We start from the raw sequence: 14,991 nt of genomic DNA, 5'->3' as shown, positions 1-14,991 counted from the left end.
AGTGCTTTCCAGCAATAGATATCAGAATGATAAAACAAGGTGCTGACTTGAACTGGCAACAGGATTTTTTAACGACACCAAAAGATTTAGGATTTACGTTCCCGGCAGAGTGGGAACCGCAAGATGCACTTTGGCTTAGTTGGCCACACAAAGAAGCTTCTTGGCCTGGAAAGATCGATTTGATTTATGCGCCCTATTGTGCATTCATAAAAGCGGTATCTTCTCATCAAAAAGTGCGTATCAATGTCGAAAACGAAGATATGCATCACTTTGCCTTACAACATTTGGAAGCAGCTGGTGTTGCTACCGAAGAAATTGAGTTCTTTTATCATGCCACCAATGATGCTTGGTGTCGCGACCACGGCCCGGCATTTGTCATCAACCGTGAAACGGGTGAGAAAGCAGTGGTGGATTGGGGGTATAATGCTTGGGGTGGCAAATATCCACCTTACGATCTAGACGATGTGATTCCTACGCGGATTGCCAATCGTTTTGGTCATCGTTTATTTACGCCATCTATTGTGATGGAAGGTGGTTCTGTAGAATTTAATGGCGCAGGTACCGTGCTAACGACTACAGCCTGTTTGCTGAATGAAAACCGCAACCCGCACCTGACTAAAGAGCAAATCGAACGTTATTTGTTAGAGTTTTATGGCCAAAAACAGGTTTTATGGTTGGGAGATGGTATTGTCGGTGATGATACGGATGGACATATTGATGATATCACCCGTTTTGTAAACGAGGATACGGTGCTTACAGTCGTAGAGCAAAATCCGAGCGATGAGAACTACGCTATTTTGCAAGAAAATCTGCAAGCGCTGCGCGCGATGCGTCTGCCTGATGGCAGATCATTAAATATTGTGGAGTTGCCGATGCCAAAACCAGTGGTTTACGACGATCAACGACTTCCAGCATCTTACGCCAATTTTTATATTGGTAATAAGGTCGTGGTAGTGCCGACTTTCCAAGATGAGAACGATGCGAAAGCGCTTGAAATTATCGGTCGTTACTTTCCAGATCGAGAGGTAATTGGTGTAGATTCTGTTGATCTAATCTGGGGATTGGGCAGTTTTCACTGCTTGAGCCAACAAGAACCTACTGCAAACGCTGCACGGTAAATTCAGTAAACAGTATAGAACAAAAAAAGGAGATCAAACCGCGGTTTGATCTCCTTTTTCACTACAAAACGTACCGATCTGGCAATTAGCGAGCACTTATTGGAGGTTTTCCTTAAAAAAGGAATCCAGTTTTTCAAAAGGAATTACGCCCACCTTATCGTACAAATCTACGTGTACCGCATCAGGAATAATAACAAGCTCTTTTGGCTCTGCTGCCATCTGGTAAATATCTTCACTGAAATAGCGAGAATGTGCATTTGCACCCGCTATGATGAGGATTGGTCGTGGTGAGATTTCTTTGACATACGATAGCAACGGCATATTCATAAACGAGATTGGGTTGGTCACAAGCCACGCACCATTTGAATTGAGTGATCCCGGATGAAATCCTCGAGGAGTACGGTAGTAGTCAAAATAATCCACTACAAACTGTGGCTCATCGCCCTGCAATTGCTCCGGTAGATTGCGCGGACCATCAGCCGGCTCACCATTTGCAGCATCCTTCCAGCGTTGTGCACCCAAGTCTTCTAGCATTTTCGTACGTTGCTCGAGCGTCATGGAGTCATTATAACCTTTCGACATGACTCTGGTCATATCATACATGCTCGTGGTTGCCACAGCCTTTATACGCTTATCGACGGCCACCGCATTTAGCCCCATTCCACCAAAACCACAAATGCCTATAATTCCGATTTTATCTCGGTCTACAAAAGACTGTGATCCGAGGTAATCCACCGCAGCACTAAAATCTTCTGTGTTGATTTCCGGCGAAGCCAAATTTCTCGGTTCACCACCGCTTTCACCCGTGTAAGACGGATCGAATGCCACGACCGCAAAACCTCTTGCTGCCATCTCATTGGCATATAGACCGGAAGATTGCTGTTTCACTGCTCCAAAAGGCCCACTAATGGCCAACGCCGCCAACTTAGCGCTTCCTGCATTTTTGGGTAGATATAAATCACCACTTAATGTGATGCCATAACGATTTTTGAAACTGATTTTTTGTCGAGTAACCTGATCGCTCAACGTAAAAGTATACTGATCTGCTTGTTCTGTTGTATTCATTTTAGTCGTGTTTTTTGAAGATTGTTTTGTCTGCGCTGTTAAGTGACCAAAAGATAGTAAGGTCGCAGCGGTGATGCTTATTAGTGTTTTCATTTTAAATTATTTACTTGATCAAATTCTTCATCAGTTACGGGTTGCAACCACGTAACCTGAACGTCTTCTTTAAAATTGGTAATCGCAATATGTGTCATGGCCTTGGTGGCCGATGCACTTATCTTGCTTCATTTCTTTTTGATTTTGATTGTTACATGCTATGATGGCGATATACGTTATCACCACGAGTAAAGTTATTGTTAGAAATCTGTTTTTATTTTTCATCGTCTATTGTTTTGAGGATTTTTGCAGGAACGCCACCCACGATAACATTATTGGGAACGTCTTTAGCCACCACGGCTCCTGCCGCCACAACCGAGTTTTCACCAATGGTTACACCTGGTAGCACCGTTGCGCCAGCGCCGATCCATGCATTCCGTTTAATCAAAATCGGAGCACATACGATACCGCGCCTTTCTGTGGCCGAGAGAGGATGGTTTTCGGTCACCAGGTTTACTCTGGGACCAATGAGCACGTGATCCTCCAGCGTAATTCCGCCCATATCCAAAAAGGAACAGGCATGATTGATAAAAACGTGCTTACCAATCGTAATAGATCGACCAAAGTTTGTATGAAATGGTGTAAACACAGTGGTACTGTCGTGTAGCGGATAACCAACAATCTCACTGAGCTTTTGTCTGCTCTCCACAATACTGGTAGATGCATTCAGACCGACAGAAAGCGCGAGTGTACGATGAACAACTTCGTCCACCCGATGAAATGCAGGGTCACTTAATGGGACAAGTTCACCTTCTTGTAACCTTTGGAAGATATCTTTCATACCACAAAGTTCGGCACTTGCCGCTCCTGTAGATAAAGCTTATCAAACCGATAATTAAGAAATTCAAACCAATCTCTACCGAAAGGATGTTGGATTGCTTCCCGTGGCTTTTTTAAAGAAATTATTAAAATAGGTTGGGTACTCAAACCCAAGCGCGTAAGCAATTTCCGAAATGTTCCAATCGGTATGCAATAGGAGCGCTTTAGCTTCGGTAATGATCCGTTCGGAAATGTGCGCCGTCGTAGGCTTTCCCGTCACTTCTTTCACGGCACGATTTAAATAATTGGCATGTACATTCAGCGCGACAGCATAATCCTGTGCCATTCGGAGCTTCAGCGGCCTATCCGTCGTTTCCACAGGAAATTGCCTTTCCAACAACTCAAAAAATACAGCCGTCAAACGGCTTGCTGCATTTTTGTACTGATCAAACTCCGTAGCTGGTTGGATCTTTAATGCTTCATGTATAATTAGGTTGATGTAGTTCCCAATTAGGTCATCTTTGTAAGCATATTCACTCTTTTGCTCCTCGATCATCTTAAGAAAGATAGCGTTCAGGTCGCCCCTCTTATCTTCATCAATCTTGATGACCGGTGTACCGCCAATCTTAAACAAAGGGGAATGCTGCAAGCTCTCGCTACGCCCCAACGCATTAAAAAAGTCTTCGGAAAAAAGCACGGTATAGCCCACATAGGTGGTGGAAAGCGTTTCCCAAGAATAGGGAATATGTGGATTACCGAAAAATAAGATCGTCCCCTCATGCTCAAAACTTCTGTCTGCATAATGAACAGTGCTTTTGCCGGTGGTCAGGCATATTTTATAGAAGTCTTTACGATTATAGATTCGAGTCGCCTGGCTGTCGGCCTCCAATTGCCACACGTTAAAGCCTTTCAACTTGAGTTCACTATTGAACTCTGATATCGGACGTTCGATTTTCGCAACCATAACACAAAGTTAAGAAATTCAAATCCATTATTTAGTTGAGCCGTACTCAGTAACTCAAGCCACATTCTTTAAGTGGGTCGGAATGATACAGCCCAACGCTCTACCCTACTGCTTTTTTGCCACTACCCAGAAGCAGGCAGAACGTCGCAAAAAGCACTAATGCTTCTCGAATATGATTTTACAAAAAAACCACACTTTGATTGTTCAAAGTGTGGTTTTTTAACCAATTTATGTTTGGCTTAGTACCCGAGAGCAGATTCGAACTGCCACGCCGTTGCCAGCACCAGCCCCTCAAGCTGGCGCGTCTACCAATTTCGCCACCCGGGTTCGAAGTGTTACAAAAATAGCGGTTTTTCCGATACTTGCAACAGGAATAACTTACAATTTTTCCTTGTTTCTATCGATCAATGTTTGGATAATGCCATCTGCAAGGCCAACGCGTGGAGCCACAATATTTTTTAAGCGACCGAATTTCATCACCGTCAGAAAGATCTCTGCTGCTGGAATGATCACATCTGCACGATCGTTTTTCAATCCCAATACATTAATACGATCTTTGAGCGAGTACGAACTTAAGTACAAGTACATCGCCTTCAATTTTGCATAAGAAATGGGCTGATCTGGCTTATCGCTGGAAAGACGTGCCAGTTTATTGATATTACCTCCGGTACCGATGCCATAGATCACTTTATGTGACTTAGTCAATTCGCGCAACCACAACTTCATCTCTTCCCAAGTCTCTGATCTATCTTGATTATCGATGATACGGATCGTACCCAGATTAAACGATCTCGAATCGATCAAACGACCATTGGCAAATAAAGAAATCTCCGTACTACCACCGCCGACGTCGACGAAAAGGTAAACCCGGTTCTTATCCAGTTTTGCACCCAGATAGCTGTTATAGATGATCAGTGCTTCCACTTTCCCATCGATAATATCGATATCTACCCCAACTTCCTTACAAGCTTTGACGACATCTGCACCATTCGCGGCGTCGCGCATGGCAGAAGTAGCACAAGCCATATAATCCGTTACTTTATATACATCCATCAGATCTTTGAAAGAACGCATTGTCTTGACCATACTCTCAAACTTCGGCTCAGAAATATAATGCTGAATAAAAGCATCATCCCCGAGTCGTAGTGGTACGCGCAACAAAGTGTTTTTATTAAAGGAGATCTCTTGATCTTTGACAATGATATCGGCAATTAATAACCTCACGGCATTAGATCCAATATCGATGGCAGCGTATCTCATATAACGAATAGAATAATAGTGTACAACCTCTAGCAGAAGTCTGCAATTTGCTTGACGCAATGTTACAGAATCAAGGTTATTTAATTGTTAACAAATCATTAATTAACCTTATTTTCTTTTTGCAGGAGCTAGAATTTCTAATTGCCAACGAATTTGATCTGGAGTCACATAATAAGGAGCCCCATGACGAATACTATTGTACACATGTTTGAAAACCTCTTCATAACGTCCTTTCTCCGATGGCACGATCAATTTTTCCAATTCACCATCACCTTTGTTAATGGTAAGCAAGCCGTCGACATCAGTTGCTTCTAATCCATAAATCGGATCGGCTGGCTTGATGCCTGCGAGCAGCTGCGCCTCTTGCACATCGCTACGTTGCTTCACAAAAGAACCTTGCGTACCATGCAGCACAAAAGCGGCTTGCGGATCGGCCACTAACAAACTGGTAGTGATAAACACATTCAGTCCATCTACGTAGCTCAGGATAATCGTACCGTAATCGTCTACCTCAGAGCCAGCGCGATAAGCACCCGCAATCTTCGTCATCGATTTTGGCTTGCCAAACAGAGAAAGCACTTGATCCAATAAGTGCGAACCCAAATCGTAGAGCACACCAGCACCAGGCCGTTTGCTTTCTTTGAAAACCTTTGGACCAATTGCTGTTTTGTAACGATCGAAACGAAGATGCAATTCTATGGGTTGACCAACAAAATTCTTCTCCAACACATACTTTAGCGATAGAAAGTCAGAATCAAATCGCCTATTGTGGTAGGCGAATACGTGCTTGCGGTATTTTTCACCCAATGCAAATAGCTCATTTGCTTCCTCCAAGGTGGGTGCAAATGGCTTTTCTATCAGCACATGCTTACCATATTCGATGGCGCGCTTTGCAAATTCGAAGTGCGTATCGTTGGGCGTATTGACAATCACGAGTTCGATCAGCGGATCTAGCAAAAGCTCATCGACAGAATCATAGCTAGTGATACCCGGATAATCGATATGCGCGTTCTTCTTCGTTCGCTCGACCACCGCATGGAGATCAAACAAATCATTATCGCATAAAAAAGGCGCATGGAATACCTTACCGGACATTCCATACGCCAAAAGACCTGTTGTTATTTTGCCTTGCTTATTCAAATAAACTATAAATTAGTGGTGGCCGCCAGCTTCTTCTTTTCCACCTGCATCCTTGTACAAGGTGCTCAGAGCTTCTAATTTCGAAGCAGCGTAATCTCTCAAATCTTTGTTTGTATTTCTACTCAGACGGCTGAAGTGCTCTTTAATCAACGCCACTTCATGCTGTACATGGTGTGCATAGTGCTCATCCGATAGATCGGCATGCGTTACTGGAGCGCTAGCTACAGTAGAATCTGTGACCGCAACTACCGCATGATTTTCGTATTCCGCTTGGAATTGTTTCGCTCCACGAATCGGGAAATTCACATTGTAACGTGTTGCTAATGTATCCAAATCTACCATCATATCACCCAACGTAGCTCTCACTTTCGCAGCAAGTGCCCGATTTTCGCCTACAGAACTGTTGTTCTCCACATAGGTTGCGTAATCTGTTTCGTAAGGCACTTTTGCTCCAATGGTTTGAAGTGCCAGATAACCATCACCATCAACCTGTGTAGTATGGGTATACTTCAATTGCCGCTCTTTCATAGAAGGCTGGCAAGAAGTCGTAAATAAGATGCCTGCACACGCCCCAACGGCTAAAATTGTATTTATCTTCATTATGATTCGATTTTGATAACAAAAATAACAAAATATCCCTTATTACCCCACAAAGCGAGCAATTGAAATTCGTTCTAAGCTAAATTTCGACCTGCGTTAACAACACCATATACCGTCCGTGCAATCAATTTTTCATACACAGCTTTCTTTTCATCGCTGATCTTACCTTCATTCAGCACGCGAATCGCATAATGTTGAATCGTTAGCAATGGCAAAATGATTTTCTCTCGCTCCAAGATAGACAAACGTTCTACCGGATAGTTTTCCATCAAATGCTTTGATCCAGTGAGCTTGAGCACGTACTCTTTGGTGCGACTATACTCTTCGTATAAACCTTTCCAAAACTCACCGAAGGTCTTATCGTGCTGCACGTAAGAGGTGATATCAAAATTTGATTTTGTCATAGACATCATACAATTGTCGATGATGGTGCTAAACATGCCCGAGGTAGCGTACAGGTTTTGTACAACGGACCACAGGTTGTTGTCTTCTGCCCATTTCAAAGCGGTACCCACACCGTAAAACCCAGGAATATTCTGTTTCAACTGACTCCAAGAAGTCACAAAACTGATAGCGCGAAGATCTTCTAAACGCAGTTCACGGTCTGAATTACGTTTCACCGGGCGACTACTAATATTGATGGAAGACAACATCTTCAACGGACTAAGTACTTCCAGATATTTCAGGAACAAAGGATCGTGGCGAAGATTTAGAAATTTCTGATGACTTTCATGTGCCAATTGATCGATTACGCGCTTTTGCTGATCGGTCAATGTGTCGCCTTCCCTTTGTTTCAGTTCGGAAATAATTCCGGCATGCATCAATTGTTCGATATTATAGCGCGCGGTATCTAGTGAGCCATATTGACTACTAATCGTTTGCCCTTGAATGGTAAGTTGAATATGCTTGTTCTCAATTTCACGACCCATGCTCGCATAGAATCGTTGTGTTTTACCACCACCACGTGCTGGCGGCCCACCACGTCCGTCGAAGAATACTAAATCGACTTCATGCTCTCTTGCCATCGCGGTCAGTTCGATTTTCGCTTTGTAAATCGACCAATTAGCCATTAGGTATCCGCCATCTTTGGTACTGTCGGAGAATCCCAACATGATGGTTTGTTTGTTTCCGCGCGAGCGCAAATGTTCGGCATACCAAGGATGTGTATACAATGTCTGCATCACTTCAGCGGCATGCTTCAAATCATCGACCGTCTCAAAAAGCGGCACAAAATCCATGTGCAATTCGTCTTTCGTCCAGCCTTGCCACAAGAATAATTGCACTAAGCCTAATATATCAGCCGCTTTCTGGCAGTTACTGATGATAAATCGCTGTGCAGCACGCTCGCTACCCGAACGCTGAATATCTTTTACCAAACGGATCACGTTTACGGTATCCTCGATTAAGGAATCCGGAGATTCTTCCAGATCCAATTTGGCTTCGGTGAAGTTAATGGCTGCTTGTTTCGCTTCTGCCGATTCTTGGTATTCAGTTCCCGAAACACCCGTTTCTTTCGGATACTTTGCGATCAAGTGATTAAATGTTTCGCGCAAAATAGAACTATCCTGACGCATATCTAATGTCGTGAAGTAACAACCAAACGTATTGACTTTGTGGATCAAATCATCTACCAACTCGACGAATAAACTACCGTGCTGCTCTACAATCACCTTACGTGCCGCATGCAAATTAGCCAAAATTTCATCCGTAAGATCTACGGCATCCTCCTTCGGATTGAAGCTATTTTCGTAGAAGATATCCTGTAATTTTTGTAATGGTTCTTGTACACCTTGGAAGGTAATTCTGCGTCTTACCACGCGAAAATCTCGGTAATAACAACGGAACAAGATCGTGCGTAACAAAGAGGCTACTTTACGTGTGCTTTCCCAGGTCACATTAGGATTTCCATCCCGATCGCCACCGGGCCAGAAGCCCAATTCGACCAATTGCTTACCACTCTTTGCCGTGTCGTCCAATTCCGCATCCACGCGAAGATGAATTTCGGAAGCTACCTTGTAAAATACATTTTCCAAATACCAAGCTAAACTAGCCGCTTCATCCACCGGCGTCGGTTTCTCTTTATTTAAAAAAGGCGTTTTACCCAATTGCTGCAACAACAAATGTATATTCTGAATATCATCTGCCTTCAGCGATTCGATCAGATCATTGATAATGCCTAATACCGGCCCCGGATAGAACTGGGTTGGATGCGCCGTCAATACCAAACGGACTGAAAAATCTTTAAGCTTTTTAGCGATTTGCTTTTTCAGTTCTGGATTATTCTGCACGGATTTAAAGAGGGCATCCAAACCTTCGGTATCATCAGTTTTGCCTAATGCTTTGAAAGAAGAATCTTCTACTGCATCAAAAAGCACGACTTGGCGCTCGATGTATTGCACAATTCTGAACAAAAAATCAATGCGATCATCCTCCTGTACATATTGTTCATATTGCCCGAAAAAGCTATCGATGATATCTTCTGGCGGCAATTTGTCTTCCACTCCTTTTTGACAATGTGTGGCAAAAAAAGGCAGGATTGTACCGGTATGCTTAACACGCTGAAATGGCAAAGTCAAAAAGAGACTTTTAAACAAATCAAAGCGCACAAGCACTTCATTTTCGAATATAGCTTGTTTCTGTAATGATTTCATGTATACTGTTATTACTAATTGTCCTATTTACACTATCTTCAAATATAACATTTTGTTATTGACAACCAATTTTAATTGCTAATAACGTATTCGATAAACATATTATTTACGATTAAAATAAAAATAAAGACGTAAACTTATCAGTTCTGCTACAAACGATAAGCACGTTGCTGAATAAAAATCAATAGAAAAAGGGAAGTATTCCCCTGCTGAATCGTGCGTAGACGAACAGCAATTTATTGCTCATAAAGATGTTTTGTACAACTCATTATGGTTATCTTTGTAACCGAATACAGAAATGAAACAATCCAAAGAAATAAAAAGTTTTTTTTACGGACAATATTTCGCTGAAGGGCTGCGTATCACCATAGGAAGCATCATTCCTGTCTTGGTGTGCGCGCTGTTGGATCAACTTTTTGTTGGCACACTTATTTCTTTAGGCGCGCTATTGATTGGCTTATCAGACACACCTGGCCCACCGCATCATCGTCGTACAGGCATGTTGGCCTGTCTTGGCGTATGCCTGTTTACATTTTTGGTAACGATCTCGGTCAATAATTCTTTTATATTGATGGGCGTAGTGCTCGCCATCATTTCCTTTTCGTATTCCATGTTTGGCGTATTCAATGCGCGGGCTGCGACGGTTGGTGCCATGGGTATTTTGATGATGCTCATCCACATTGAAGGTGAATATACCTTGAAGGAAGAACTTCAATTTATCCTCTTTTTTATCATCGGTGCCGTATGGTATATGATTGTGAGCTTTTCCTTCAATCAAATACAGCCCTATCGGCTGGCGCAACAGGAATTGGCAGAATCCATTCGCCACGTAGCTGAATTTCTGCGTTTGCGCGCTAATTTTTACAACGTAAAAACGGATCATAATCAGAATTACCTGAAAATTATAGAGAAACAGATCGAAGTGCATCAGCACCAAGAAAATGTTCGGGAATTGCTTTTTCGGAGCAAACGCTCTGTGAAGGATACAACAAAGTTAGGCCGCTTGCTTATCTTGGTATTTAATGATATCGTTGATCTGTATGAGCAGACCATGACGACGTACTATGATTATGACGCTATCCGCAAAATGTTCAACGATACAGGTGTGCTGCATCACTTCCGTTATGTTGTCGTCAAACTCACGCACGAGTTGGATCATTTCGCGTATCAGCTCAATGCTAATCAGATGCCTCGACCAATGCACGATTTCACAAAAGATATTGAGCACTTACGCTTTAAGGTTGAGCAGATAGATAAAAACTATGATCGGAATACGATTCCATTAAAAAAGGTGATCGTAAATATCCGAAAGATGGTGGCGCTGATAAACAATATGTATAATTATAGCCAAGTCAACGCCTCCTCTATCATAAAAGAAGAAATCGATGAGGCGAGCAAGTTTATCCAGACATCACACATCGACTGGAAAAGCTTTAAAAGCAATTTGTCTAAAGATTCTTCGATCTTTAGACATGCGGTGCGCATGGCCATCGTCATGACGGTGAGCTACTTTGGCATGCATTTCTTTAATTTTAGTGATAAAGGTAGCTTCTGGGTGCTGTTGACGGTGCTGGTAATTCTAAAACCTGGTTTTGGTCTCACCAAAGAACGCAATGTGCAACGCTTGATGGGCACCGTAATAGGCGGAATCGTCGGTGCGCTCATTTTGATTACCATTCACAATCAAGTCGTGCTCTTTATCTTATTAATCCTGTTCTTTCTAATTGCATATAGCTTATTTCGGATCAACTATATTCTGTTTGTGGTTTTCCTAACGCCCTATGTGCTCATTATGATTAGTTTCACTGGCGTGAATACTTTTGAGATGGCCAAAGAGCGCATATTCGATACGTTTATTGGTGGTATGGTGGCTTTCCTTTCCAGTTACATCATATTTCCGAACTGGGAAAGCACGAAGATCAAGGAAACAGTTTACAAATTGCTAGTAGCTAACTTTGTGTATCTAGAGCAGGTCGCCAAAATGTTTCGGGATGAGCCCATCAACATTACGGAGTACAAATTAGCGCGTAAAGAACTTTATATTGCGTCAGCAAACATGGGATCCACCTTTCAACGAATGCTCACCGAACCCAAATGGCGGCAAAAGAATACCAAGGATGTCAACCGGTTTGTGGTTCTAAATCACATCTTTTTTTCTTATTCCGCGTCGCTGTTTACCGAGATTGATAAATCAAGCAATCTGCATATTTCAAACAATCAGTATGATTTGTTGAAAAGGACAGCCTTTAATCTCTATCGTCTTATTCAGCGATTTGATGAATATGAAGCACCAGTAGATTGGACAACGAATTTCCAAGGATCTTTGGATGAAGATGAGAATCATGAAGACTCCAAACTAATCACCGAACAGCTACAGTTCTTATTGAAAATATCGAACGATTTGCCATCGGCAACGGATGATGCCATCAAGAGAGATGCCATGAAGTACGACAAAGAAATGGAGGTAACACATGCATAATGACGTGCACGACGTATTGATTATCGGCGGCGGGCCGATTGGATTGGCCTGCGGCATCGCGGCCAAGGCGAATAATCTTTCGCACATTATCTTAGAAAAAGGTTGCCTCGTTAATTCCTTGTACAATTACCCGGTGAATATGACTTTCTTTTCTTCGGCTGAGAAATTAGAGGTTGGTGGAATACCTTTTGTGACGACAAATCCGAAACCCAAACGAGCAGAGGCATTAGAATATTACCGACGAATCGACAGCAATTTTGATCTGAATACCCGTTTATTTGAAAATGTGCTTGATGTGGACAAAGATCAGGATACCGGATTATTCACCATTACCACTTCGCGATCTACCTATAGCGCTCGCCATATTGTAGTGGCCACAGGCTTCTATGATATCCCAATGCAGATGAGCATTCCGGGAGAGGATTTGCCAAAGGTGCGTCATTATTATGATGATCCGCACTATTATGCCAAGCAGAATGTGGTGGTCATTGGCGCCAGCAATTCCTCGATCGACGCCGCTTTGGAAACCTATCGTAAAGGTGCAAACGTCACCTTAGTAATTCGGCGTAGCGAGATTAGCCCGCGTGTAAAATATTGGGTACGACCAGACATCGACAATCGCTTGGCTGCTGGCGAAATTCAAGTATATTTTGAAAGCTGTTTGTCAGAAATTTCGGAGCATGCTGTAAAAATCCGCACGCCCAAGGAGGAGATCGAAATAGAAAATGACTTTGTATTGGCACTAACTGGATATCGGCCAAATTTCACATTTTTGAAACATATTGGCATACAAGTACCCGATGATGACACACGGATTCCTCAGCATAATGATGCGACAATGGAAACGAATGTAGCTGGATTGTATTTAGCAGGCGTGGTTTGCGGTGGACTGAATACGCATTTGTGGTTTATTGAAAACTCCCGTGTGCATGCCGACCTTATTATTCAAGATATTCTCCGAAAATTAGCTCTTTCTTAAGCCATCAATAAAAATTTTAGCCAAGCGCTTTTGCATGTTAAGCATTTGTAACACCTCTTCTTTTATAGGCGGTGTGAATATGGCTTTGAAATCCTTGAGCAATCCCATACGCATTCCTAAGATAGATACGAGGAATATCCGTGCCGTTTCTACTTCATCTTCCATTTCAATTTCTTCATTGGCCACTCCTACTTGTAGTAATCGTACGAATTGCTGCAGCTCTTTCTCGAATATTTTGGGGATCAAATCTTGAATATCGGCCGGTATATCGAACCGAAACGAGTACGCATCTGCAAAAACATTATAATAGTCATTTAGGAAATGCATGCGCTCTTCCAACAACGCATTAGTCACCGTCGCTACTTTTCCTCCGCGAGCAATAATGGCATCTCCCCGATCCAGCAGTTCATCCAGCAAATGATTCCATACCGCGGCATAAAGATTATTCTTATCTGGAAAATAGTAGTAGAGTAATGCTTTAGAAAACGCTAAATCTTTCGCAATCTCTGCCATAGTGGTTTTTGCCATGCCAAAATGAGAAAATCTGCGCAATGCGGATTCAATAATTTTAACGCGTTTTGCATCAGCGCTCTTCATAGTCTTTCGTAGTTTTTCTAGCTTATAAGTATCACAATGGGTATCTTTACCCAGATATTATTAAAGATAAATCTTTTCTTTGATTTTTCCGTACAATTAGTCAAATATGGGCATACAGATTTTGGAGAACGCGGCGCTGGGTCAGATCAACACCTTCCGGATTTCGGCATTTGCCGATCGTTATGCGAAGATTACCAAAGAGACAGATCTTGTCACATTATACCAGCAGAATGCTTTTGTAGCGCCATTTTTTGTATTGGGTGGTGGTAGCAATGTTTTGTTTACCAAAAATTATGACGGACTGATTGTGCACATGGCGATTATAGGTAAACAGCACTTCATCGAAGGGAACTATGTATACGTCACTGCTGCTGGTGGTGAAGTGTGGAATGATTTGGTTTGGTATTGCATCGACCACCAATTTCCAGGATTGGAAAATATGGCATTGATTCCTGGATCCGTAGGCGCATCGCCCGTTCAGAATATTGGTGCTTATGGCGCAGAATTGATGGACGTATTTTATTCTTGCAGAGCATTTGATACGACGACCGGTGAATATGTCACTTTCGACCGAGAGGCTTGTGGCTTCTCTTATCGCGACAGCATCTTCAAGACAGCGTATAAAAAAAGGTATATCATTACCTCGGTGACTTATAAGTTGTATCTCAATGCGGCACAGAATACATCTTACGGCGCGATACAAAGTGAATTAGAGCAGCGCTCCATCACCAACCCGACGATACGCGATATTGCAGAGGTCGTATCGCACATTCGTGTAGAAAAACTTCCAGATCCAAGCATGATTGGAAATGCCGGCAGTTTTTTCAAAAACCCGATCATTTCAGCATCCGCATTTGATGCACTTATGAAAAAGTTTCCAAATGCTGTTTATTTTAACTTGCCAAATCAGGAATATAAGATCGCAGCCGGCTGGCTTATCGAACAATGCGGCTGGAAAGGTAAACAAATCGACCAAGTGCTGGTATGGCCAAAGCAGGCGCTCGTACTTACGAATGCTGGCGAAGCCACAGGTTCCGAAATTTACGACGTCTCTGAACGTATTGTACAAGATGTAGCAGCAAAGTTTGCTATTTCCCTAGAACGCGAAGTCAATATTCTATAATTAATTATTTTTTTTGATAAAATAATTTTTACAGACTAAATAAGTCCTATATCGCGTGTTAAGCCGCAAAATAAATACTTTGTCACCGGATATTAACACCTGATCGTACCCAATTTCTACTCATAAAACTTTTTACTATTCATTTTTGCACGGTATTTGTTTT

Annotated in this window: 12 protein-coding genes and 1 tRNA gene; 4 read left to right on the top strand and 9 right to left on the bottom strand. The window is 42.4% G+C overall.

The annotated features are described in order from the left end of the window. Window positions 1–26: 26 nt before the first annotated feature. Window positions 27–1,118, top strand: coding sequence for an agmatine deiminase family protein (locus tag AC3IRT_RS05595; protein ID WP_489395437.1), 1,092 nt, complete (start codon window positions 27–29; stop codon window positions 1,116–1,118). 96 nt (window positions 1,119–1,214) lie between these two features. Here AC3IRT_RS05595 and AC3IRT_RS05590 read toward each other — a convergent pair whose 3' ends face one another. From AC3IRT_RS05590 to AC3IRT_RS05555, 8 genes are all read right to left on the bottom strand, one after another. Continuing rightward, window positions 1,215–2,276 carry an alpha/beta hydrolase gene (locus tag AC3IRT_RS05590; RefSeq protein ID WP_489395436.1) on the bottom strand — a complete coding sequence of 354 codons (1,062 nt, stop codon included), beginning with the start codon at window positions 2,274–2,276 and terminating at the stop codon, window positions 1,215–1,217. A gap of 214 nt (window positions 2,277–2,490) precedes the next feature. Beyond that, a complete protein-coding gene (locus AC3IRT_RS05585; RefSeq protein ID WP_489395435.1) occupies window positions 2,491–3,057 on the bottom strand; it encodes a DapH/DapD/GlmU-related protein in 567 nt (188 codons plus the stop codon). 75 nt (window positions 3,058–3,132) lie between these two features. After that, window positions 3,133–3,999 (bottom strand): helix-turn-helix domain-containing protein, encoded by an 867-nt coding sequence (locus AC3IRT_RS05580; RefSeq protein ID WP_489395434.1) that lies wholly within the window; start codon window positions 3,997–3,999, stop codon window positions 3,133–3,135. Between the two features lie 243 nt (window positions 4,000–4,242). Then, a tRNA-Leu gene (locus tag AC3IRT_RS05575) sits at window positions 4,243–4,326 on the bottom strand. A 51-nt stretch (window positions 4,327–4,377) separates the two neighbouring features. After that, entirely contained in the window at window positions 4,378–5,259 is an 882-nt protein-coding gene (locus AC3IRT_RS05570; RefSeq protein WP_489395433.1) for a Ppx/GppA phosphatase family protein, read from the bottom strand. A 108-nt stretch (window positions 5,260–5,367) separates the two neighbouring features. After that, a complete protein-coding gene (locus tag AC3IRT_RS05565; protein WP_489395432.1) occupies window positions 5,368–6,399 on the bottom strand; it encodes a Gfo/Idh/MocA family oxidoreductase in 1,032 nt (343 codons plus the stop codon). A gap of 12 nt (window positions 6,400–6,411) precedes the next feature. Beyond that, window positions 6,412–6,999, bottom strand: a complete 588-nt coding sequence (locus AC3IRT_RS05560; RefSeq protein WP_489395431.1) for a hypothetical protein — start codon at window positions 6,997–6,999, stop codon at window positions 6,412–6,414. A 74-nt stretch (window positions 7,000–7,073) separates the two neighbouring features. Next, window positions 7,074–9,650 carry a phosphoenolpyruvate carboxylase gene (locus AC3IRT_RS05555; RefSeq protein WP_489395430.1) on the bottom strand — a complete coding sequence of 859 codons (2,577 nt, stop codon included), beginning with the start codon at window positions 9,648–9,650 and terminating at the stop codon, window positions 7,074–7,076. A gap of 298 nt (window positions 9,651–9,948) precedes the next feature. On the opposite strand from AC3IRT_RS05555, the gene AC3IRT_RS05550 reads away from it, so the two are divergent. Together AC3IRT_RS05550 and AC3IRT_RS05545 are read left to right on the top strand one after the other, a co-directional pair. After that, window positions 9,949–12,129, top strand: a complete 2,181-nt coding sequence (locus AC3IRT_RS05550) for an FUSC family protein (protein WP_489395429.1) — start codon at window positions 9,949–9,951, stop codon at window positions 12,127–12,129. Continuing rightward, complete coding sequence (locus AC3IRT_RS05545; RefSeq protein WP_489395428.1) at window positions 12,122–13,108, top strand: YpdA family putative bacillithiol disulfide reductase; 987 nt, start codon at window positions 12,122–12,124, stop codon at window positions 13,106–13,108. Before AC3IRT_RS05550 ends, AC3IRT_RS05545 begins: the two co-directional genes overlap by 8 nt. Here the strand turns inward: AC3IRT_RS05545 and AC3IRT_RS05540 are convergent. Then, window positions 13,094–13,705, bottom strand: coding sequence for a TetR/AcrR family transcriptional regulator (locus AC3IRT_RS05540; RefSeq protein ID WP_489395427.1), 612 nt, complete (start codon window positions 13,703–13,705; stop codon window positions 13,094–13,096). The genes AC3IRT_RS05545 and AC3IRT_RS05540 overlap by 15 nt on opposite strands. Before the next feature lie 106 nt (window positions 13,706–13,811). On the opposite strand from AC3IRT_RS05540, the gene murB reads away from it, so the two are divergent. Further along, window positions 13,812–14,828 (top strand): UDP-N-acetylmuramate dehydrogenase, encoded by a 1,017-nt coding sequence (gene murB, locus AC3IRT_RS05535; RefSeq protein ID WP_489395426.1) that lies wholly within the window; start codon window positions 13,812–13,814, stop codon window positions 14,826–14,828. Window positions 14,829–14,991 lie beyond the last annotated feature (163 nt).

The sequence above is a fragment of the Sphingobacterium sp. KH_072 genome (assembly GCF_057837975.1).
The sequence above is the reverse complement of the archived record's forward strand: the minus strand, read 5'-3'. Positions and strand labels throughout refer to the sequence as shown.